The 21,192-nt window shown below is 60.2% G+C and carries 17 protein-coding genes; 4 read left to right on the top strand and 13 right to left on the bottom strand.

Translation table 11 applies throughout. The annotated features are described in order from the left end of the window. Window positions 1-655 precede the first annotated feature (655 nt). Window positions 656-1,081 carry a GNAT family acetyltransferase gene (locus tag FJU30_RS04210; RefSeq protein ID WP_150433503.1) on the bottom strand — a complete coding sequence of 142 codons (426 nt, stop codon included), beginning with the start codon at window positions 1,079-1,081 and terminating at the stop codon, window positions 656-658. 184 nt (window positions 1,082-1,265) lie between these two features. Here FJU30_RS04210 and hemF point away from each other — a divergent pair, with 184 nt between their 5' ends. Together hemF and FJU30_RS04200 are read left to right on the top strand one after the other, a co-directional pair. Continuing rightward, complete coding sequence (gene hemF / locus FJU30_RS04205) at window positions 1,266-2,186, top strand: oxygen-dependent coproporphyrinogen oxidase (protein ID WP_150433504.1); 921 nt, start codon at window positions 1,266-1,268, stop codon at window positions 2,184-2,186. Continuing rightward, window positions 2,183-2,644, top strand: coding sequence for a YaiI/YqxD family protein (locus FJU30_RS04200; protein WP_150433505.1), 462 nt, complete (start codon window positions 2,183-2,185; stop codon window positions 2,642-2,644). Before hemF ends, FJU30_RS04200 begins: the two co-directional genes overlap by 4 nt. A gap of 35 nt (window positions 2,645-2,679) precedes the next feature. On the opposite strand, the gene maeB is transcribed toward FJU30_RS04200, so the two are convergent. The 11 genes from maeB to FJU30_RS04145 all read right to left on the bottom strand — a co-directional run bounded on the left by maeB (window position 2,680) and on the right by FJU30_RS04145 (window position 17,234). Beyond that, on the bottom strand, window positions 2,680-4,959 hold the full coding sequence (maeB, locus tag FJU30_RS04195; protein ID WP_150433506.1) for an NADP-dependent oxaloacetate-decarboxylating malate dehydrogenase: 2,280 nt from the start codon (window positions 4,957-4,959) through the stop codon (window positions 2,680-2,682). A 411-nt stretch (window positions 4,960-5,370) separates the two neighbouring features. Next, the gene (locus FJU30_RS04190; RefSeq protein WP_223881485.1) at window positions 5,371-6,537 is read right to left on the bottom strand and encodes an SGNH/GDSL hydrolase family protein; all 1,167 of its coding nucleotides are present in this window, start codon (window positions 6,535-6,537) and stop codon (window positions 5,371-5,373) included. Window positions 6,538-6,571: 34 nt separating this feature from the next. Then, window positions 6,572-7,744 carry an SGNH/GDSL hydrolase family protein gene (locus FJU30_RS04185; protein WP_150433508.1) on the bottom strand — a complete coding sequence of 391 codons (1,173 nt, stop codon included), beginning with the start codon at window positions 7,742-7,744 and terminating at the stop codon, window positions 6,572-6,574. Further along, window positions 7,731-9,137, bottom strand: coding sequence for an MBOAT family O-acyltransferase (locus FJU30_RS04180; RefSeq protein WP_150433509.1), 1,407 nt, complete (start codon window positions 9,135-9,137; stop codon window positions 7,731-7,733). The genes FJU30_RS04185 and FJU30_RS04180 overlap by 14 nt, the downstream gene beginning before the upstream one ends. A gap of 422 nt (window positions 9,138-9,559) precedes the next feature. Beyond that, window positions 9,560-10,345, bottom strand: coding sequence for a protein bax (locus tag FJU30_RS04175; RefSeq protein ID WP_317984035.1), 786 nt, complete (start codon window positions 10,343-10,345; stop codon window positions 9,560-9,562). A 195-nt stretch (window positions 10,346-10,540) separates the two neighbouring features. Further along, window positions 10,541-11,503, bottom strand: a complete 963-nt coding sequence (locus FJU30_RS04170; RefSeq protein WP_150433511.1) for a sugar-binding transcriptional regulator — start codon at window positions 11,501-11,503, stop codon at window positions 10,541-10,543. 176 nt (window positions 11,504-11,679) lie between these two features. Beyond that, window positions 11,680-12,543 carry a phosphogluconate dehydrogenase C-terminal domain-containing protein gene (locus tag FJU30_RS04165; RefSeq protein WP_150433512.1) on the bottom strand — a complete coding sequence of 288 codons (864 nt, stop codon included), beginning with the start codon at window positions 12,541-12,543 and terminating at the stop codon, window positions 11,680-11,682. A 6-nt stretch (window positions 12,544-12,549) separates the two neighbouring features. After that, window positions 12,550-13,356 carry a sugar phosphate isomerase/epimerase family protein gene (locus FJU30_RS04160; protein ID WP_150433513.1) on the bottom strand — a complete coding sequence of 269 codons (807 nt, stop codon included), beginning with the start codon at window positions 13,354-13,356 and terminating at the stop codon, window positions 12,550-12,552. Then, complete coding sequence (locus tag FJU30_RS04155; RefSeq protein ID WP_150433514.1) at window positions 13,356-14,135, bottom strand: triose-phosphate isomerase family protein; 780 nt, start codon at window positions 14,133-14,135, stop codon at window positions 13,356-13,358. The genes FJU30_RS04160 and FJU30_RS04155 overlap by 1 nt, the downstream gene beginning before the upstream one ends. Next, window positions 14,132-15,895 carry a dihydroxyacetone kinase family protein gene (locus tag FJU30_RS04150; RefSeq protein WP_150433515.1) on the bottom strand — a complete coding sequence of 588 codons (1,764 nt, stop codon included), beginning with the start codon at window positions 15,893-15,895 and terminating at the stop codon, window positions 14,132-14,134. The genes FJU30_RS04155 and FJU30_RS04150 overlap by 4 nt, the downstream gene beginning before the upstream one ends. Before the next feature lies 1 nt (window position 15,896). Beyond that, window positions 15,897-17,234, bottom strand: a complete 1,338-nt coding sequence (locus FJU30_RS04145) for an MFS transporter (RefSeq protein WP_150433516.1) — start codon at window positions 17,232-17,234, stop codon at window positions 15,897-15,899. Window positions 17,235-17,862: 628 nt separating this feature from the next. On the opposite strand from FJU30_RS04145, the gene rpiB reads away from it, so the two are divergent. Further along, entirely contained in the window at window positions 17,863-18,321 is a 459-nt protein-coding gene (rpiB, locus tag FJU30_RS04140; RefSeq protein WP_150433517.1) for a ribose 5-phosphate isomerase B, read from the top strand. Window positions 18,322-18,861: 540 nt separating this feature from the next. On the opposite strand, the gene lysA is transcribed toward rpiB, so the two are convergent. After that, window positions 18,862-20,124, bottom strand: a complete 1,263-nt coding sequence (lysA, locus tag FJU30_RS04135; RefSeq protein WP_150433518.1) for a diaminopimelate decarboxylase — start codon at window positions 20,122-20,124, stop codon at window positions 18,862-18,864. A 129-nt stretch (window positions 20,125-20,253) separates the two neighbouring features. Here lysA and FJU30_RS04130 point away from each other — a divergent pair, with 129 nt between their 5' ends. Then, window positions 20,254-21,186 (top strand): LysR family transcriptional regulator, encoded by a 933-nt coding sequence (locus FJU30_RS04130; RefSeq protein ID WP_150433519.1) that lies wholly within the window; start codon window positions 20,254-20,256, stop codon window positions 21,184-21,186. Window positions 21,187-21,192 lie beyond the last annotated feature (6 nt).

The following is a 21,192-nucleotide window of genomic DNA, read 5'->3' as shown; positions in this document are numbered from 1 at the left end:
GCCCGGCGTTTGCCTCAGGATTTTCCTTTTCCCGCGATAACGAAGTCAGGCCAACTGGTTTTATCGACATACGCCCTTTCCCTTTCATCACGTTCGACAAAGCATTCGCCGCGAGGAAGAAACCATCGCAATGGCTTGTATCGAAAGGGAAAATTGGATGACTACGCTCGAGAAACAGAGACACTCTTCTATCGGACTTGTAATAGTTATTACAATGGAAACAATTATACAAATAATAATCATTACCACAAATATCCTTACACAAAACTTACACAGCGGAAGGGAACTAATAAAAAATAACGAGATTGATGGCAGCGTCGCCGATGGACCCGAGATTTCGACTCTGGCGCCCTGGAATGTTTTTCCGAACGGGAAACGCTGCCAACCGGCTGAATTGAAAGATTATTGACGCGAAAACGCGCTCAGCGCCGGCAGAAAACAGACGGTTAGCGGGTATAGTTTGACGTGGCGCCGGCAGTACGCCCGGCGGACGGCCCGCAACGCAGGCCTGGGCAAGCAAGGCTGAAAACCAGCAATCGCTCGCAGATGCGGGCGCAGACGGTTCTCTCATCCGTTCGGCATGATGAGCCCGACCGTCTGGCAAGATGAAACGCGACGGGAACAGGCCTTTACGGCCTGAGCCAGGCCTCGCGGCTCAGTACTCCTGGTCCTCGATCAATCGTTTACCCAGCGTAATACAGTCAACGGTTTCGTAATCCAGCTTTTCATACATACTGATGACCGCATCGTTATCTTCCCGCACCATCAGATGAATTTTCGGACAGCCGCGCGCAATCAGTTTCTTTTCCAGCCGGCTGATCAGCGCATTGGCGATGCCCCGGCCGCGAAAATCGGGATGCACCCCGAGATAATAGGCGGAACCGCGGTGACCGTCGTAACCGCCCATGACCGAACCGACAACCTCTCCGCTCACTTCCGCCACCAGAAACAGATCGGCATCGTGGTTCAGCTTGCGTTCAATATCCATTTCGGGATCGTTCCACGGACGCAGTAAATCGCAGCGTTCCCAAAGAGTTATCACTTCCTCAAAATCATCTTGCCGAAAGATACGAATTTCCATAGCTCATCGTCACTGTTGAATCAGGTTATGATCTGATTATCGCGTGATCCGGCGCAGACGCAATATCAAATTGCCCTGCGTGCGTCGCTTCGCGGCGGTTTCATTGCTTTCAGCGCGGCGGGCGATGGTATAATCGCCGCCAGTCAGGCGCCATCGCCAGTTAGCCACCCGATAAAAGAGAACTATGTCCGAACCGATAATCGCCGATGTAAAGGCTTTCCTGCTCGCGTTGCAGGATGATATTTGCCAGCGCCTGGAACAGGCCGATGGCAGCGCGCACTTTGTCGAAGACAACTGGCGGCGCGCCGAAGGCGGCGGCGGCCGCAGCCGGATCCTGCACGGCGAGGTGTTTGAACAGGCCGGAGTGAATTTCTCCCACGTTTTCGGCTCCGCTCTGCCGCCTTCGGCCAGCGCGCACCGACCGGAACTGGCCGGACGCAGCTATCAGGCAATGGGCGTATCGCTGGTGGTGCACCCGTTGAACCCGTATGTGCCCACCAGTCATGCCAACGTACGCTTTTTTATCGCCGAACAGGACGGCGAGCCGGCCGTCTGGTGGTTTGGCGGCGGCTTCGATCTGACGCCGTTCTATGGCTTTACCGAAGACGCGGTGCACTGGCACCGAACCGCGCAAAATTTGTGTCGGCCATTCGGCGCCGATCTGTATCCGCGCTACAAGCAATGGTGCGACGACTACTTTTTCCTGCGCCACCGCAACGAGGCGCGCGGCATCGGCGGGTTGTTTTTCGACGATCTGAACACGCCGGACTTCGCCACCTGTTTCGCTTTCGCCCAGGCCGTCGGCAATGGCTACCTCGACGCCCTGCTGCCGATTGTCGCAAGGCGTAAAACCCTGCCGTGGGGCGAGCGCGAGCGCGAGTTTCAGCTCTACCGGCGCGGGCGCTACGTGGAATTCAATCTGGTGTGGGATCGCGGTACGCTGTTCGGCCTGCAAAGCGGTGGACGCACCGAATCGATTCTGATGTCCATGCCGCCCCTCGCCCGCTGGCAATATCAGTATCACCCTCAGCCGGGCAGCGCCGAGGCCGCGCTGTACCATGATTTTCTGCCGGTCAGAGATTGGCTGACGGAGAGCCAGAAATGACGCAAATATGGGTCGATGCCGACGCCTGTCCCAACGTGATTAAAGAGGTGCTGTTTCGCGCAGCGGAACGCACGCAGATGATGATTACCCTGGTCGCCAACCAGACGCTGAAGGTACCGCCGTCGCGCTTTATCCGCACCCTGCGCGTGGCGCCGGGTTTTGACGTGGCCGATAACGAAATCGTCCGCCGTATGGCGGCCGGCGATCTGGTGATCACCAGCGATATTCCTCTGGCCTCGGAAGCGATTGATAAAGGCGGCGTGGCGCTCAATCCGCGCGGCGAACGCTACACGCCGGATACTATTCGTCAGCGGCTGAATATGCGCGACTTTATGGATACGCTGCGCGCCAGCGGCATCCAGACCGGCGGCCCGGCCACGCTGAGCCAGCGCGACCGGCAACAGTTCGCCGGCGAGCTGGATAAATGGCTGCATCAGCAGCGGAGCGCCGGCCGGTAAAACGCGCTCCCGGCCGGCGCCGCCCGCAACCGCGCCTATAGCGGCTGAGTCTGCGCCTCCACCACCGCCAGCGCCACCATATTGACGATGCGTCGCACCGAGGCGATCGGCGTCAAAATGTGCACCGGCTTCGCCACGCCCATCAGCACCGGTCCCACCGTCACGCCTTCGGACGAGGAGACGCGCAGCAGGTTATAGCTGATACGCGCCGCTTCCATATTCGGCATGATCAGAATATTAGCCGAACCTTTTAGCGGGCTATCCGGCATTTGCTCTCGGCGAATCGCCTCGACCAGCGCGGCATCGCCGTGCATCTCGCCGTCAATCTCCAGTTCGGGCGCCAGCTGGTTGACGCGCGCCAGCACCGCGCGCATCTTCTGCGCCGTCGGCGAATCGGAGGTGCCGAAGCTGGAATGCGACAGCAACGCTACTTTCGGCTCAATGCCAAAACGCCGCACCGTCTCGGCCGCCATCAGGGTAATTTCCGCCAGTTGATCCGGCGTAGGATCGGCATTGACGTAGGTATCGGCAATAAAGGTGTTGCCGCTGGGCAGGATCAGCGCGTTCATTGCGCCGGCCACGTGCACGCCGTCGCGGAAGCCGAACACCTTACTCACCACCTCGAAGTGCTCTTCATAGTTGCCGATGGTGCCGCAGATCAGCGCATCCGCTTCGCCGCGGTGTACCATGATGGCGCCAATCAGCGTGGGATCGCTGATCACCGCGCGCTGCGCCTGCTCCTGCGAGACGCCGCGCCGCTTCATGATCTGGAAATATTCTCCCCAGTACTCTCTGAAACGCGGATCCGACTCATTGTTTACCACCTCGAAATCCTTGCCGATAACGATCTGCAGACCCAGTTTGTGCAGCCGCATCTCGATAACGTCGGGGCGGCCAATCAGCACCGGCGACGCCAGCCCCAGCGTGATCAATTCCTGCGTAGCGTGCAGAACGCGCGGCTCTTCGCCTTCGGCCAGCACCACCCGCCGCGGCTGCTTACGCGCCTGGGCGAAGATCGGCTTCATAAACAGGTTCGTCTTGTAAACAAACTGCGTCAGTTTTTCCAGATAGGCATCGAAGTCGAGGATCGGGCGGGTCGCCACGCCGGAATCCATTGCCGCCTTCGCCACCGCCGGCGCGATCTTAATGATCAGCCGCGGATCGAACGGTTTAGGGATCAGATACTCAGGCCCGAACCTCAGCTCCTGATCGCCGTAGGCGGAGGCCACTACTTCGCTCTGTTCCGCCAGCGCCAGATCGGCGATGGCGCGCACGCTGGCCAGTTTCATCTCCTCGTTGATGGTTGTGGCGCCCACGTCCAGCGCGCCGCGGAAAATAAACGGGAAACAGAGGACATTGTTTACCTGGTTCGGGTAGTCCGAACGCCCGGTACAGATAATGGCGTCGGGCCGGACGGCCTTCACCAGCGGCGGCAAAATCTCCGGCTCCGGGTTGGCCAGCGCCAGAATCAACGGTTTGGCCGCCATGCCCTGCACCATCTCCTGAGTCAATACGCCCGGCCCGGAACAGCCGAGGAAAATATCCGCATTCGGAATCACCTCGGCCAGCGTGCGCAGGCCGTTATCCTCAATCGCATACGCCGCCTTGGTTTCCGCCATGTTCTCTTCGCGCCCGCGGTAAATCACGCCGCGCGAGTCGCAGACCACGATGTGATCGCGTCTCAGACCCAGCGCCACCAGCAGGTTAAGGCAGGCGATGGAGGCCGCGCCCGCGCCGGAGACCACGAGACGCACATCGGCGATCTCTTTTTCCACCACGCGCAAACCATTCAGCACCGCGGCGGTGCAGATAATCGCCGTACCGTGCTGATCGTCATGGAATACCGGGATCTTCATCCTTTCGCGCAGCTTTTTCTCAATATAAAAACACTCCGGCGCTTTAATATCCTCCAGGTTGATGCCGCCAAACGTCGGCTCCAGCGCGGCGATCACATCGATCAGCTTATCGGGATCCTGTTCATCAACCTCAATATCGAATACGTCGATACCGGAGAACTTCTTGAACAGGACCCCCTTGCCTTCCATCACCGGCTTACCGGCCAGCGCGCCAATGTTGCCGAGGCCGAGCACCGCCGTGCCGTTGGAGACAACCGCGACCAGATTGCCGCGCGCGGTATATTTCCAGGCGGCCATCGGATCCTGCGCGATCTCCAGACAGGGAACCGCCACGCCGGGCGAGTAGGCCAGCGCTAAATCGCGTTGTGTTGCCAGAGGTTTGGTTGGAGAGACCTGAATCTTTCCAGGAATCGGATACTGATGAAAATCCAGAGCACTTTGCTTAAGTTGGTCATCCATCGTGCGTTCCTTTATTGGCTTTTGTTGTAATAAATCGGCGATCAAGCGGTCAGTATAATGTTTGCTATTTGTTAAACTTTGAAGCGCGGCAAAAACCCAATAATCATCAGACTTTATATAGTTAATTAATGATTAATAAAGGTGACGACCGTCAGCACAGTCGGCGCCTGAGCGCGGCGGGAGTCAGGGAGTCAGGGAGTCAGGGAGTCAGGGAGTCAGGGAGTCAGGGAGTCAGGGAGTCAGGGAGTCAGGGAGTCAGGGAGTCAGGGAGTCAGGGAGTCAGGGAGTCAGGGAGTCAGGGAGTCAGGGAGCAAGGGAGCAAGGGAGCAAGGGAGCAAGGGAGCAAGGGAGAATTGTCGGGGAAGACGGCCCGCGGAGCGCCATGCCGGCGCGGGCCGTTTACGTCACAGACTACAGCGCGAGAATTTGCATTAACTGCTGATAGAGCGCCTGCGCGCTCTGTTCGTAGCCGGCCTGGGACAGATGCACCATGTCCGGGCGCGCCAGCCCTTCGCTGGCCCAGCGCTGAATAGCGCATTCGCCGCCCATGTAATCGCGCCAGTTCCAGAATAGCGTATGTTGCTGGCGCGCCACCGCCTGCTGTACCTGAATCACCGTATTCAGCAACGGCGGCTGCATCTGCTGGCAGGAACCGGCATCGGCACGCTTTATCGAATCGCCGGGTCCGAGCAGCAATACGACCGCCTGCGGCGCCACGCGGCGCAGAGCGGCGATTTTACTCTCCAGATTCTGACGATACTGCGCCGCATCCAGCGACGCGTTAAAGGCCTCGTTGGTGCCATAAGACAGAATCACCATATCCGGCTTCATCTGCGCCAGCGTCTCCGGCCAGTCCTGCCATTTGTCCAGCATGTTGATGGTCGCGCCGTTGATGCCGAGGGCGGACAGCATCACGCCGGGCCGATCGCGGGCGATTAACCATCCTCCCAGCTGCAACGACGCGCCCTGGTTCACGCTGGCGTTCAACGGCAACGCGGCGGGCGCGGCGGATGAAAAGCGCCAGTTGCCGTCCGTCGCGGGCAACGGCAGCGTCCGCTGCTGGCCGGCCGACTGAAGCGCCAGCGTACTCTGGCCGGACGAGCGATACAGCGCCTGCACCAGATAGCTGTCGCCGGCGCGCCGGCTATTCAGGATGACGCTGGCCTGCTCGCCGGCCGGCTGGGCCATCATGCCGCCCAGCGGAAAATCCGTGCGCTTCTCTTTACGGCTGGAGATCAGTTGCCACGCCCGTTTATCGGCCGCGAAACTGATCTCCGCGTAGCGCTGGCCGGGCACCGCCACCGGACTGATAAACCCCGGACCGCCATCGCCGAAGCGGCGTTGCAGTTGCTGACGCAGCGCGCCGGTGAAGAAATCCGCCGCCGTATGCGAATCGCCTAATTGCACAATGTGAATGCTTTGCTGCGAGGCGGAGCGCAATTTTTCCGCCAGAGCACGCAGATTAGGCTCATCGAAATCGGTTAACTGGTGCGCGATAGCGGCATTTTCCTGCTCGCCGCCCTCTTTCGCCGGCCGGTTCCGATCGTTATGACAGGAAACCAGCAGCGAAAAAAGCACGACAAACACGCCTGAACGTATCAGGAAGGAGCGATTAGGGCTGAGATGTTTCATCTTGATGGCTTACAACCTGGTTATATTCCACTAATGATAACACATCGCCGGCGATCGCCTGCTGGCCGGCCAGGCTAAAGTGGATGCCGTCTCCGCTGCGCAGCTTCACTCTACCGTTGCCGTCGCCGGCATAGTCGGAATAGCTATCCGTCTGATATTTAAATATTTCATTGACCGCCACATAGCGCTGCCCGGCCTGACCGACTTCCTGCAAATACAGTGTATTTAAATATTTCATACTGTCTGAAAGTTTCTTCTTACGCATATTCGGCGGGCCGATCCAGATCACCTGCACGTCGTGTTGCCGCGCCTCGGCCAGAATGGTGTTGATGCGCTGGCGATAGAGTTGCATCCACTCATCGCTGCCGAATTTCAGGTATTTTCCGCCGCCCGGCGCCGGCATATCCCAGGGATCGTTGGGCCCGAGGAATACTACCAGCAGCCGGATATCGGCATTGGCGCGCAGCGCCTTACTGATGGTTTCCGGCCAGTTGAAGAAACTCGGATAGGCCAGACCGGTGCTTTGTTTGCTCAGATTAATGCTCTTAATGCCGTAGCGCTCGCGCAGCGTCTTCATCATATGAGGCGCGATGCCCTGCATCATCGAATCGCCGGCGAATAACACTTTATCGCCCTCGGCCAGCACCACCGGCTTCTTCAGCGCGGTAAAATTGATCACCACCGCGTCGGCCGGCAGGCTGGCCGGCCGGTGCGCCGCGCCGGATTGACGCGCCATCGAGGCGGAGGCCGCCCGGCTGCGCAGCAGCCATTCGGAAGAAAAACGTTCGCCGGATGGCGCACTGGAGGAGGCCAGCACGCCCTGCGGCGCCAGCGGCCGGGTTATTTCCGGCTGGCCGGCCGCCAGCGATGCCTCTTCCCCGCTATCGTCCGACAGCGGTTCATCGCCGTTCAGCGTCGCACTGAACGCCTGCAGCCCGGCGGTCACGCCCTGATGCAGACGGTCGCCGGTTGCCCATACGTCATAGTCCGCCAGCCCCGCCCACGCGCTCTCCTGATGATATTTCTGCTGCCAGAACAGATTGAGAGAACGCTGATTCAGCCAGACCAACGCCAGCGCGGTCACGACCAGAATATAAACCACCTTTGCCGCGGCTCCGCGCCCGGCGACAGACTGCGCGTCAGAAGTTGGCATAGATAAACCCCGGGATACCGGATGGCGCGAAGATAAATACCATCATTAAAAACAGAACCAAAGGAATGGGATAAATAAACCAGGGAATGCGCTGCTGCGTCTCCGCCAGAAAACGTTTGAACGTCACCAGTTGCGGATAACAGAGGAACAACAGTCCGGCCAACGCCAGCAGCGCGCTTTCCTGCGACCAGCCCACCCGCCATGAACCGCTGAACAGCTGTTTCAGCATCAGCAGCGCATCGTCAATGGTGCTGCTGCGGAAAAACACCCAGGCGAAGCAGACATAGTGAAAAGTGATCAAACGGGCCGCGAGACGCGTGAACGGATTGCCCTCGCGCGCCGGGAAAAAACGGTCTTTAATTTCCAGCCCAATCAGCCCCAGTCCGTGCAGCGCGCCCCACAGTAAAAAGTTAATACCGGCGCCGTGCCACAGGCCGGAAATCACCATCGCAATAAACATATTGATATTCTTGCGAATAACGCCGCGTTTATTGCCGCCCAGCGGGATATAAATATAATCGCGAATAAACAGCGACAGGCTGATGTGCCAGCGCCGCCAGAACAGACGCAGGTTTTCCGCCAGATACGGCGAGTTAAAATTCTGCGGTACGGCAAAACCCAGCAGCAGCGCTAACCCGGTGACCAGATTGGTATAGCCGGAAAAATTAAAGTAAATTTGCCAGGCATAGGCGTAAATCGCCAGCAACACCTGCGCGGCGCTGAAATTCGCCGGCGAATCAAACACCGGGTTTACGTAATGTTCGGATAAAAACGCGCTGAACAGAAAGAGTTTCGCCAGCGCGAACGCGATCAACGCAATCGCCCGAGATGGCTGCAGCAGCGCGCGGCCCGACGCCTGAATTTGCGGCAGCAGATCTTTGGCCCGGTTAATCGGCCCTGCGACAATACTGGGGAAAAAACACAGATACAGCAGCAGATCGGCCAGCGGCGCCGGTTTAATTTCTTTCTTCTGCACCGAAACGACATAGCTGACCGAATGGAATATATAGAAAGACATCCCCAGCGGCGTTAGCAGTTCCAGCACCGGCAGATCCACATGCAGGCCGAAACGTTCGAATCCCTGCTGCACCGACTCCTGCAGGAATGAATAATATTTGAACGCCACGAATAAAACGATAATGACAAACAGGAACAAATTATACGTCATGCGCGCCGACGTATATTTATATTGAGCAAACACATTGGCCAGCAGGTAGATCAGCAGGCTGTAAACCACAAGGATTAATAAAAACTTTATATTGAACAAAGCAATAAAAAGATAGCTTGCCGCGATCAGAAGCACGTTCTGCATTTTTATATTTTTCTGGCACAGCCAGTACAATATAAAAAAGATGACGAAAGAACCCGCAAACTCAAGAGAGAAAAAATCCATATAAAACTCAAAGCTCTATTACGCCGATCCGGATGTCGCCCCTTAACGGGCGCATCTGCCACTTTACCCGCCATACTTCAACTTGTAGATGCGTCGGGCGCGCTCAATTACTCGCTCCCCCCTGCGGCGACGCCGGTCGGGGTAAGAAGACAAAGCCAACGCACCTGCATCTGAAAAATGGAGGGATACCGCTCAACGCCAGACGCTGCAAACCCTGAAAACGCCCCGTTAAGGCGGCAAGCCAGGCGTTAAGGCTATGATTCTACTAACGCCCTGTTACTCATGGTTATTTTCCCGCCTGGCGCGGCTCTATTATCATACGCCGTTCGGGCGGCATAGCAATATGGCGCGGCGCCTGGCTAAAAAATTTACCAGCGGCAGGCGCGCCTGCACGGGCGGCTTACGCCGCGCGTTAAACGGACTCAGATCGCATCGACGGCGGTCGTGGTAGTGCGTTGAATTTGCGAGATCAGATGTTCATTGTGATCGAGGATGGTGTGCAAATAGCGATTATAGGTTTCGCCGCGCTGCGAGTAATTATCCAGGTCGTTGATCAGATGGCGAGCTTTATCCGCTTCATTACTGTCGCGCTGCCGCTCACGCGACTCGCGCAGAGACTGATAGGCGCCGTGCGTATTCATGTTCAGCATATAGTCGCGCACGGATTCTACTATCGAACCGTATGACTGATAGCCGCTCTGCGCGTTGCGCTGTCCGCAGCGCCGGTGAGCGCAGCGCAGCCCGAACAGATTATTGTTCTGCTGAGCCAGCTTCGAGGTGCCCCAGCCGGATTCCGTCGCCGCCTGCGTCGCCACCAGATGAACCGGCAGCGTATTGACGCGTTTAAGCAGGGCATCCCAGTTCACCTGTTTGGCATTCGCGCCGCAGCTGACCCGATAGCGGCTACAGATTTGCTGCAGACGTTGCGCATCCGCCGCAGCCCAGGTGGCGGAGTGACGTTTGTTAAGCAGCCAGTCGCGTTCCTGACGAATGATCTGGTTTTGCTGAGTGATAACCGGGACAACGGCTTGCAGGAATGCTTTCTTACGGGGTGTGCCAGAAGGGTATTTTCGCAAATCAGGTAAATGTTGTTGTACGTTATTGCGAGAATACTCTTCATCTGCTGCGGCGGTCCGCCTGTCTGACGACGCCCAGGCCGGTGCGGCAAGCAAAACTATTAAGAAAGCGAATCCACATACTGTCCTCATTAACGCTGAGGGCATTTTTCCTCCTCTAAAACAACGGAAATCAGGCTGGAAGCGCTGAAGGTGGGGGATAATAGCGAATTAATCGCCGCCTGACCAGGTGAAATCGTCTACAATTGCGGCAGGGACAGAGGAAAATTCCGCGCGACGACGGGTCGTACGCCGCGGCGGGCAGGCGTGGCCGGGCCGGACAGCCCGCTACTGAGTCATGTTTAAGATAGTTCTTATATTGCTGGCGCTGGTGGCGATCACGTCGATGGCGCCGGTGCGCAGCGCGCCGAGAATCGCCAGCGCTTTGGTGTTTTCCGACGCAATGGCGATCACGCAGGGGATCTTGTGCAGTTCCTCGATGCTGACGCCGATAACCCGGTCGTTCATCACGGTATCCACATGCTGCCCCTGCGCGTTGAAGAAGTCATAGCCGGCGATATCGCCGATTACGCCCTGATTCAGGCTGGCGTCGATGATCTCGTGCGGCGTGAACCAGCCCAGCTTAACCATATAGCTGTTCTCATTCATGTCGCCGATGCCCACCAGCGCGACGTCCGCTTTACGGGCCCGATCCAGCGTCTCTTTAATCGTGCCGTTTTGCATAAAAGCCTGTTTCAGCGACCGATCCTCAACGTAGGCCGGCGCATACAGCGTTTCGCTGCCGCCGCCAAACCTTTTCGCCAGCCGCCGGCTGATATGGTCGGCGTTAATCGCATCGCCGGGCCGGTGGGTGCCGCCGATGCCGCAAATAAACTTACAGTTTCTTTCCGCCACATTGCCGACGTAATCGGCCACCGCGGCCACGTTGCGCCCCTGACCGACGGCGACCACCATACCGTCTTTCAGCGTTTGCGCCAGATAGCCGGAGGCCAGCGCCGCCACCTGGCGCCGCTGTTCGTCTTCATCCTGATTGTCCAGCGCAATCAACGCTCGCTGAATGGGAAAGCGCTCCAGCATCTGCTGTTCAAGCCGGGTGCTGAATACCGGGTGGTAACGCACCGAGATCTCGACAATCCCCTCTTCCTTTGCCCGCCGGAGCAACCGTCCGACCTTAATGCGCGAGATACCGAATTTTTTGGCAATCTCTTCCTGAGTGATTTCGTCCTGATAATACGCGACGGCGATTTCAGTCAGCAGTTCACTATCCTGAGATGCTGGTTGTTTTTCCATGCGGCAACGATTTCCTCACGCAGAGTTAAGCCGATAAAGGTGCGGGCGCACCAGGAACACCGTGGGATTGTTGCACGCAGTCGCCGGAGGCTCAAGCCCGGCGCAACGATCGGCGCCCGGACGGCGCGCGAAGCCGGCCGACCTCGCGCCCTGCGCCGGGCGGCTATCGCGCCGGTTTAATCAACGCGCTCGATAGCGTCGATCTTCAGCATGCGCGCCAAAACCAGATCGAGCTCCTTCTCATCAAAGATGGTTTTCCAGTCGGGCCGGATAATCTTTTCCTTACCGTATTCGATGGCGATCATGCAGGCATCGGAGAATGGGTTGCTGCTGCGGAACGCCACCGCCAGCGCAATCTGAATATGGCCGTACAGCATCGCCTTCGCCGCCGCTTCCGGCACGCCTACGCCGTGGATGGTTTCATCCAGCGCCTCTTTCATCAGCGTACCCACCATGCAGGCGACCGTCTCCACCAGCGTCGGCTCCAGGTAAGCCAGCTGTTTTACCGTTACCCAATGCACCGCTTCCACCGGGCCGTACATCACCCCGATCACCTGCGCCAGCTGACCGCGCTGCGCGTCGCTGCCGGTCTCCCAGGCGGCCACCACGTGCTGAGGCGCCGCCACGCCGCCGAACATATCCGCCTGCTGCTCAGCGGTGAAACGCGCCAGAAAAACCGAAGGATGGCAGGGATGCGCCACCGCATAGTCAATATCCGGCCGGCGGGCGATCAACCCGGCGTAGGCGGCGGCCGGATCCAGCGTAAGCAGAACGGCGGCGGGCTTCATCAGCGGCACCACCTGGGCCGACACGCTTTTCAGCGCGATATCCGGCACGGCGAGGATCACCACGTCGCTGAGCGGAATCACGCTATCCGCCTGCGACAACTCGCGTCCCACCGCCAGTACCTGTTGCTGCGCATGCGGCGAATTTTCGCAGTAAAAGATCTGATAAGCGCTTTTTTGCAGATTGGCGGAGATACGCATCCCCATCTTGCCGCCGGCGCCCAGCAGGGTAATCGTCTTTAGCTCGGTAATCATTATTATTTACTCCTCGGATTTGCGGGAACAGAGATAATTCAGGCTGTGGCGCGTCCAGGCGTCCTCCAGCCGGCAGGTCGCATCGGCGTCGGACTGCCACGGCAGCCAGTGTTCGATGATCTGATTAATGTTTCTCTCGTCTGGCCGGACGGTGCGGTACAGATAGTCATAATCCAGCAGTCCGCTGCCCAGCTGACAGCCGGAGTAAGTAAAACCGACCCAGCCCGTCTGACGGGCGAAGGCGAAATCTTTAATATGCAGATTCACCACCCGATCGGCGGTCAGTCGGATAACGTCATTGGGATACTCCAGCGCGGCCACGCAGTTGGCCGCGTCCAGACAGATGCCCAGCGCCGGGCTGTCGATATGCTCAACCACCGCCAGCAGATCGCGGGTGGCCACCTGTTCGTAGGTTTCCAGGCCGAGCACAACGCCCTGCCGTTCGTACTGCGGCAGGACATCGCGCAGCAGCGCTTCGGCCTGCTGCGCCGTTGGCCGGTGATCGGCGCTATTGAACATAGTGCGGACGAAACGGGCGTCCAGCGTCCGGGCCAGATTAAGATAGCGCCGCAGATGCTCGCGCTGAACGCCGCGCGTCCCCAGTTCAAGCGCAATCCCTGCGTCGGCGGCGTGCTGACGCAGCCCCTCCAGCGCGCGTCGGGACAGTTGCTCCAGCGCGCCGTAATCGCAGATCTGAAACACGCTCGCCCCCAGTTCGGCGGTTTGCGACAGCATCTCATCCAGCGCTATCGGCTGTGCGACGCGCTCAGACGCGCGCCAGAAAAAAGCGTAGGTGCTTAATCCCATCGCCATTATTTCCGCTCCTGTTGTTGCGCCGCCTCGTCCAGAATGGCGCCGAACGCCGCCGGATCGTGGGCGAAACGGCCGAGAAACAGTCCGTCGAACGCCGGGCCGGCCTGCGTCAACAGCCCCGGCCCGGCGCTGCCGCCATAAATCACCCGCCCGTCATGCCGCGGCAGCAGTTGCTGCAGACGCCGCGCCAGCGCCCGGCACACCGCCCCCGTCTCCTCGACCGGCGCGGGCGCGCCGCCGCCGATCGCCCATTGCGGTTCATACGCCACGATCACCTCGCCGCTCAACCGCTGCGTCAGCGCCGATTCCAGCGCCGCCTCAAGCTGGGTCAGGCACAGTTCGATCGTTTGCGCCGGCCTGCCCTGCCGCGCCTCACCCACGCACAGCACCGGCGTCAGCCCGTTGCGCAGGGCCGCCGCGATTTTCAGCGCCACCCGCTCATCGCTTTCGCCGAAGTCGCGCCGCCGCTCGGCGTGACCGACCTCGACATAGCGGCAGCCCATCTCGCGCAGCAACGCCCCGCTCACCTCGCCGGTAAAGGCGCCGGCGTCCTCCCAGTGCAGATCCTGCGCGCCCACGCCGATTGGCGTGTCGGCCAGCAGTTCGCAGACCGGCGCCAACGCGGGGAACGACGGCAGGACAAACAGCTCGAGCGCGCTCAGCGCGTCATGCGGCCGGCGCCCGATCTCGGCGCGAATCTGGCGGCACCAGTCGAGCGTCTGCCGGTAGCCAAAATACATTTTCAGGCTCACCCCGAGGGTAAGTTTGCGCTGGCTCATTGGTCGCAGATCTCCCGTCGCGCCGACGGCTCAACGCCGTCTTGCTGCCAGATATCCGCCACCGCGTTGAGGATCAGCGCGAGAGAAACTGCGCCGGCATCGGGCGTACCGAGACTGCGCTGCGCCAGCGGACGGGCGCGGCCAATGCGCGGCAGCAGGCGCGCCGTCTCTTCGGCCGCCTGACTGGCCCGCGCCGCCGCCTGACGCCACGCCTGCGGCAGCCCGGCCCCGTCCTCGTTCACCGCCTGCGACAGCGCGTCGCTAAAAGGGATCAGCGCATCGACCAGCGTTTTGTCGCCCGGTCGCGCCTTGCCGAAGTGCATGATGCTGGCGCAGGCCTGACGCACGCCCTCCGCCACCCGGCGCGCATCGGGCGCCAGCTCATCGCCCAGGACGGTGCCCAGCGCATTCAACGCCACGCCCCAGATCGCGCCGGACGTACCGCCCGCGCGGTCGGCCCACGCGTCGGCGGCGCGCTGCAGCAGCGTCCCGGCTCCCGCCTCGCGCGCCAGCATCTGCTGCGCGCAGGCCGCCGCCGCCAGCACGCCGCGCTCCATACCGATACCGTGATCGCCGTCGCCGGCGACGGCGTCGATACGCCCCAGTTCAGCCGCATGCGCCACGATCGCCTCGCGCGCCGCGTCCAGCGCCTGGCTCACGCAGCGGGCCGACCGGCGCGAAACGCGGGTAGCAACGGGGATAACGTCGGGCTGTTCGATCCTCTCCTGCGGCGCCAGCGGTTCCGCCGGCGCCATGCTGCCTTTACGAAAGGCCGGCGTATTGGCCGGCGCCTGCCAGCCGCGCTGCAGCTCGTCATCCAGCCAGCACAGGGTGAGCGACAGACCCGCCATATCGAAACTGGTCACCAGTTCGCCCACTTCCGGCTCGACCACCGTCAACCCGGCCTGCGCCAGCCGCTGCGCCACTCGCCGGTAAACCACGAATAGCTCCTCATATTTCACGCCGCCAAGCCCGTTGAGGATCGCGCATACCCGTTGCCCGTCCTGCGCCTCATCGCCGGACGGCGCTTCATTGAGCAACGCCGTCACCAGCAGATCGGCCAGCTCATCGGCGGCAGGAATCGGCCCTTCCTGAATACCCGGCTCGCCGTGGATGCCCATCCCCAGCGCCATGATGCCGGCCGGGATCGTGAATAACGGCTGATCCGCGCCCGGCAGCGTGCAGCCGGAAAAGGCCACGCCGAGCGAACGGGTGCGCGCGTTGGCCCGCGCGGCGATCTCCGCCACCTCGTCCAGCGAGCAGCCGGCCTCCGCCGCCGCGGCCGCCACTTTGAACACCACCAGATCGCCGGCGACGCCGCGCCGTTTATCGCGTTCGTCCGCCGGTGCGCTGGAGATATCGTCGGTCACCGCCAGCAACCGGCAGGGAATGCCCTCCGCCTGCAGACGCGCGTGCGCCTGGCCAAAATGCAGCACGTCGCCGGCGTAGTTGCCGAACGCCAGCAGGATGCCGCCGCCGTTATGCGCGGCCTTCGCCACCGAGCAGATCTGCTGGGCGGAAGGCGATGCGAACAAATTCCCCATCGCCGCCCCGTGCGCCAGCCCCTGGCCGACCAGCCCGGCGAAGGCCGGATAGTGGCCGGAGCCGCCGCCAATGACGATCGCCACATCGCCCGGCCGGCTGCGCGTACTCCGAACCACGCCGCCGGGCACCTGACGCACCTTATCGGCATGGGCGGCAACCAGGCCCTCCGTAAGTTCGCGGGCGAAGGCGGAGGGTTGGTTAAACAGATAGGTCATATCAACGCTCCTGGGTTAGCGGATTGACGGCGGGTAATTTGTCCGCACGGCTCAGCAGCGCCATCAGCACGGCGGACAGCAGCATCAGGCCGCCGACGATCATCATCGGAACGACGTAGGTGCCGGTAATGCCGCGCACCATGCCGGTTATATAGCCCGCCGAAAAACCGGCGACATTGCCGATGGTATTAATCAGCGCGATGGCCGCCGCGGCCGAGGCGCCGGTCAGGAACTGCGTGGGCAGCGTCCAGAAATTGGGTAAGGCGGCGAAAATAGAGCAGGCGGTGATGGTAATCACCGCGATGGTGGCCGTCGGCGATCCCATAAATAACGCCAGCGGTACGCTAACGGCGCCGGTCAGCGCCGGAATCGCTATATGCCAGGTGCGGCAGCCGCGACGGGTGGCGTCTTTCGACCAGAAATACATCGCCACCGCCGCCGGTAAATAAGGAATAGCCGTGATTAACCCTTTTTCCATCACGTTGAAGGTGGTGCCGAACTGCTGCTGGAAGCCGGCGATAATGGTGGGCAGGAAGAAGGCCAGCGCATACAGGCCATAGATAAAGCCGAAATAGATCAGACACAGCACCCAGACCCGCTTATTAAACATCACGGTCATCACGCCGGGATGATGGCGGGTATTCTTCTGCGCGTGTTCGCGCTCCAGTTCGGCAACCAGCCAGCTTTTTTCCTCGTCGTTCAGCCAACGCGCCTGCGACGGCCGGTCGACCAGATAGAACCAGGTGATAATCCCCACCAGAATGGCCGGTATCGAGACGCCGAGGAACATCACGCGCCAGCCGGCCAGCCCGAACAGGCCGTGCTGGTCGATTAGCCAGGCGGCCAGCGGCGCGCCGAACACGATAGTCAGCGGCTGCGCCAGGTAGAACAGCGACAGGATCTTGCTGCGATAGCGCGCCGGCACCCACATGCTCAGAAACAGGATAGCGCCGGGGAAGAAACCGGCTTCCGCGATCCCCAGCAGCAGACGCAGGGTGTAAAGCCCTTCCACGCTGCTGACCCAGGTAAACAGCAGCGACACGATCCCCCACGACACCATGATGCGCGCCAGCCATTTACGGGCGCCGAAACGGTGCAGCGCGAGGTTGCTGGGCACCTCCAACAGAATATAGCCGATAAAGAAAATGCCGGACGCCAGGCCGAACTGCGCGACGGTCAGCCCCAGATCGTTATTCAGTCCGTTCGGACCGGCGAAAGAGATTGCCGTGCGATCGAGAAAGTTAATGAAAAACATCAGCCCGACGAAAGGCACCAGACGCCAGGATATTTTGCTGATGGCCGACTTTTCGACGGCCGCGACAACGGAGTGAGTATTCATACGCCCTCCGCCGGCATGACGGCCGCGTCCGACGCGCGGGCGCGCTCATTCCATCGCGGATGCGCCGCGCCGATCTGGCCCGGGATGCCGCCGCCCCCGTTCTTTTCGTTCATGCAGGTCTGACACATAGCTATGCCCTCAGAAAAGGTTTATATCATTAACACACCAAATGAACATATGAACGATACCCCTGAGGTTAATTTTTGCCTAATCTATGGTTGCAAAATTGTGAGCACGATCTTTATCTGCGTCAAAAATCGCCAAAAAAAACGGTAAAAATATGAGTTTCCACACCATGACAGTCTTCTAATCTCGCTGAAAATACCAACCAAAATATTGATTAATATAAAATTTAATACAATCACCGAAACAATAACTACCTGAATAAGAAACAGGTTGAGGGTTTGTTATCAACCCCACCGAAACGCGCTAGTCGGGTAAAAAACGATCCGAATCACGCTTTCAATAAAATAATGCGGCAAGCGCCACGCCATTCAAAATATCAATCATTGAACATTTGAACAAAGCGAGCTATGTTAGCCCTGCCGGAAACGCCGCCGCCGCGTAACGCCTCTCGCCGGCGACTGGCGCGCCGGCCACGTTCATTATCAGCCAGCAGGAGATTGATATGCCTTCCATCGCGATTGGCGCCGACGGCGCCGCCATTGATTTAAAAAATCAGCTTGTGGCTTTCCTGCAACACAGCGGGCTGCAGGTGACCGACTACAGTCAGACGCCGGCTGAAGCGGACCCGATGTATCCCGACGTCGCCTGGACAGTGGCGCAGGCGATCAAAGCCGGCCGCCATGCGCGCGGCATCCTGCTGTGCGGCACCGGCATCGGGATGAGCATCGTCGCCAATAAGGTCGAGGGGATCCGGGCGGCGCAGTGCCATGACACATATTCCGCCGGCCGCGCGCGTAAAAGCAACGATGCGCACATCATGACGCTGGGCGCCAGAGTGATCGGGCCGGAACTGGCGAAAGAGATTGTCGCCGCCTGGCTGGCGGCGGAATTCGAGGGCGGCGGATCCGCCCCGAAGGTGGAAAAAATTCGTTATTACGAACAGCTGAACCAGCGGCCATAAAGCGCATGCGGCGACGTTCGCATCGTACGTACGGTCTGCGCTTGCCGCCGTCTCCATCCGGTCCGTCGTCAGGCAAAACCTGGCCCGCATCCGCGGGGACGGCACGGCGGAGAGACGGACATCCTGAGTTTTATCAGCACCGGCGCCTTTCCCTTTTACGCAGCAGGATGAGGATAATCAATGAAACGCGCTCAGCCAGATGACGGCCGCAGCGGGTCTGAACCCGCCAACGCCGACGCCCGAAACGGCGGCACGCCCAGGCGCCGATGAAGAAGGAAATGACGACTGAAGAGAGAGCGCGGTTCGCCGCCTAATCAGACCGCGCAAGCTGCGACGCCGCCGCCCAAAGCGGCGCTTCGCTGGCGGCACGCCCAGGCGCCGATGAAAAAGGAAATGCCGACTGAAGGGAGAGCGCGGTTCGCCGCCTAATCAGACCGCGCGGACTGCGACGCCGGCCGTCACGCGGTAAAGAAGTTCGCCGTGACGCGCAGCGGGTTACGGCGGTCACGATACCCGGCGCCGGGCGGAAGAGCGCGAGGCTTATACCTGCTCCAGCGCCAACAGCTCTTCGATAGTCTGACGGCGGCGGATCAGCCGCGGCACGCCCTGTTCAAACAGCACTTCCGCCAGCAGCGGCCGGCCGTTGTAATTCGACGACATGGAGGCGCCATAGGCGCCGGTATCGTGAAATATCAGCAGATCGCCGGGCTTCGCCTCCGGCAGCGCAATGGTTTCAACGCCGCCGCCCGCCTGTTGGGTAAACACATCGCCGGACTCACACAGCGGCCCGCCCACCACGCTGTCGCGCAGCGGCGCCTGACTGACATCGCGCCCGTCGCCGGCCAGCAGCGTGATATGGTGATAACTGCCGTACATCGCCGGCCGCATCAGGTCGTTGAATCCGGCGTCGACCAACACAAAATGCCGGCTCCCCATATCTTTCACCGCACAGACTTCCGCCACCAGCACGCCGGCTTCCGCCACCAGAAAGCGACCCGGTTCAATTTCCAGCGTCACCGGATGGCCGAGATGGGCGGCGATCCGTTCGCGCGCCTTATTCCACAGGCCGAAATAGTGCGTGGTGTCGATCGCTTCTTCTCCCGCGCGATAAGGGATCGACAGGCCGCCGCCGGCGGAGATAGCCTCAATATCCTGCCCCAGACCGATGACCTGCTCCACCATCGCATCGCACACCTGCTCCAGATGGCCGTAATCCACGCCCGAACCAATATGCATATGAATGCCTGCCAAACGCAGCGAGTAACGCTGAATCTGACTCAGCGCCTGCGGCAGATCGCCGTACCAGATGCCGTGTTTGCTATTTTCGCCGCCGGTATTGGTCTTCTGGCTATGGCCATGGCCAAAACCAGGGTTAATCCGCAGCCAGACCGGGTGGCCCGGCGCCTGGCGCCCCAACTGCTCCAGCATATCGATAGAGCCGGCGTTGACCGGAATATTCAGCGCCACGACCCGCTGCAGCGTAGCGCGATCCAGCAGGTCGGCGGTGAACACGATCTCATGCTCGTCGGTGCCCGGCACAAACCCGGCGACCAGCGCGCGCTCAATCTCACCCAGCGATACCGAATCCACTTTGACGCCCTGCTGACGCATCAAACGCAGTATGTGAGTATTGGAACAGGCCTTCTGCGCAAAGCGGACGGTATCGAACTGACGCAGTTTTGCGATACGGTCAATGATAGTACGGTCGTCATAGGCCCAGACCGGGCAGCCGAAACGGGCGGGCAGCGCGCGCAGATTGTGCGCGTTCAGCGCGTGCGCGACGTCATTCAAATCGTGTGGCATAGCCGTCCTCTGAAACAGATCGATTCATTCAATGCGGTCATTATGGCGTGCGCCGCACTCTGCATAAAATATCTGTTTAGCCAGACTCTATTCATTTATGATATGGATGAATTGAAGCGGGGAGGCGCTATGGCCGGGGTATCACTGCGACACATCGAGATTTTCCATGCCGTCATGACCACCGGCAATCTGACGGAGGCGGCGGCGCTGCTGAGCACGTCCCAGCCGACGGTCAGTCGCGAACTGGCCCGGTTTGAAAAACTGGTTCAGATGACGCTGTTTGAACGACTGCGCGGTCGGCTTTATCCCACCGCCCAGGGGCTACAGCTGTTTGAAGAGGTGCAGCGATCCTATTACGGACTGGATCGAATTATCAGCGCCGCGGACGATATTCGCCGTTTTCAGCAGGCCCAGCTCTCCATCGCCTGTCTGCCGGTTTTTTCCCAGTCGCTGCTGCCTGACGTGTGTAAACCGCTGCTGACCCGCTATCCGTCGCTCAGTCTGCATATCGTGCCGCAGGAATCGCCGCTGCTGGACGAGTGGCTGTCCGCCCAGCGCCACGATCTTGGCCTGACCGAAAGCGACAGCACGCCGGCCGGCACCGAACGTTGGACGTTGATGACGCTGAACGAAGTCTGCGTGCTGCCGACCCGGCACCCGCTGGCGGCTAAAGCACGGCTCACCCCGGCCGATTTCGCCGGCGAAAACTACATCAGCCTGTCCAGCGCCGACAGCTACCGTCAACTGCTGGATACATTGTTCCTGCAGGCGGGCGTCGAACGCCGGATGGTGATAGAGACCCACAGCGCCGCTTCGGTATGCGCCATGGTCAGCGCCGGGGCGGGCATTTCGATCGTCAATCCGTTCACCGCGCTGGACTACGCCGGCATGGCGGCCCGGGCGATCGCGGTACGCCCGTTCAGCATCGAGGTGCCGTTCACCGTCAGCCTGATTCGCCCGCGGCATCGGCCGGCCTCGGCGCTGGTCGATATTGCGATCGAGCAATTGCGCCAGTATGCCGACGCCGTTCCGGCCCGCCTGCGCCAAGTACTGTGCGCTTAGGCCGGG

This window comes from Affinibrenneria salicis (genome assembly GCF_008710095.1).
Note: the sequence above shows the minus strand (reverse complement) of the source record. Positions and strands in the feature narration are given on the sequence as shown.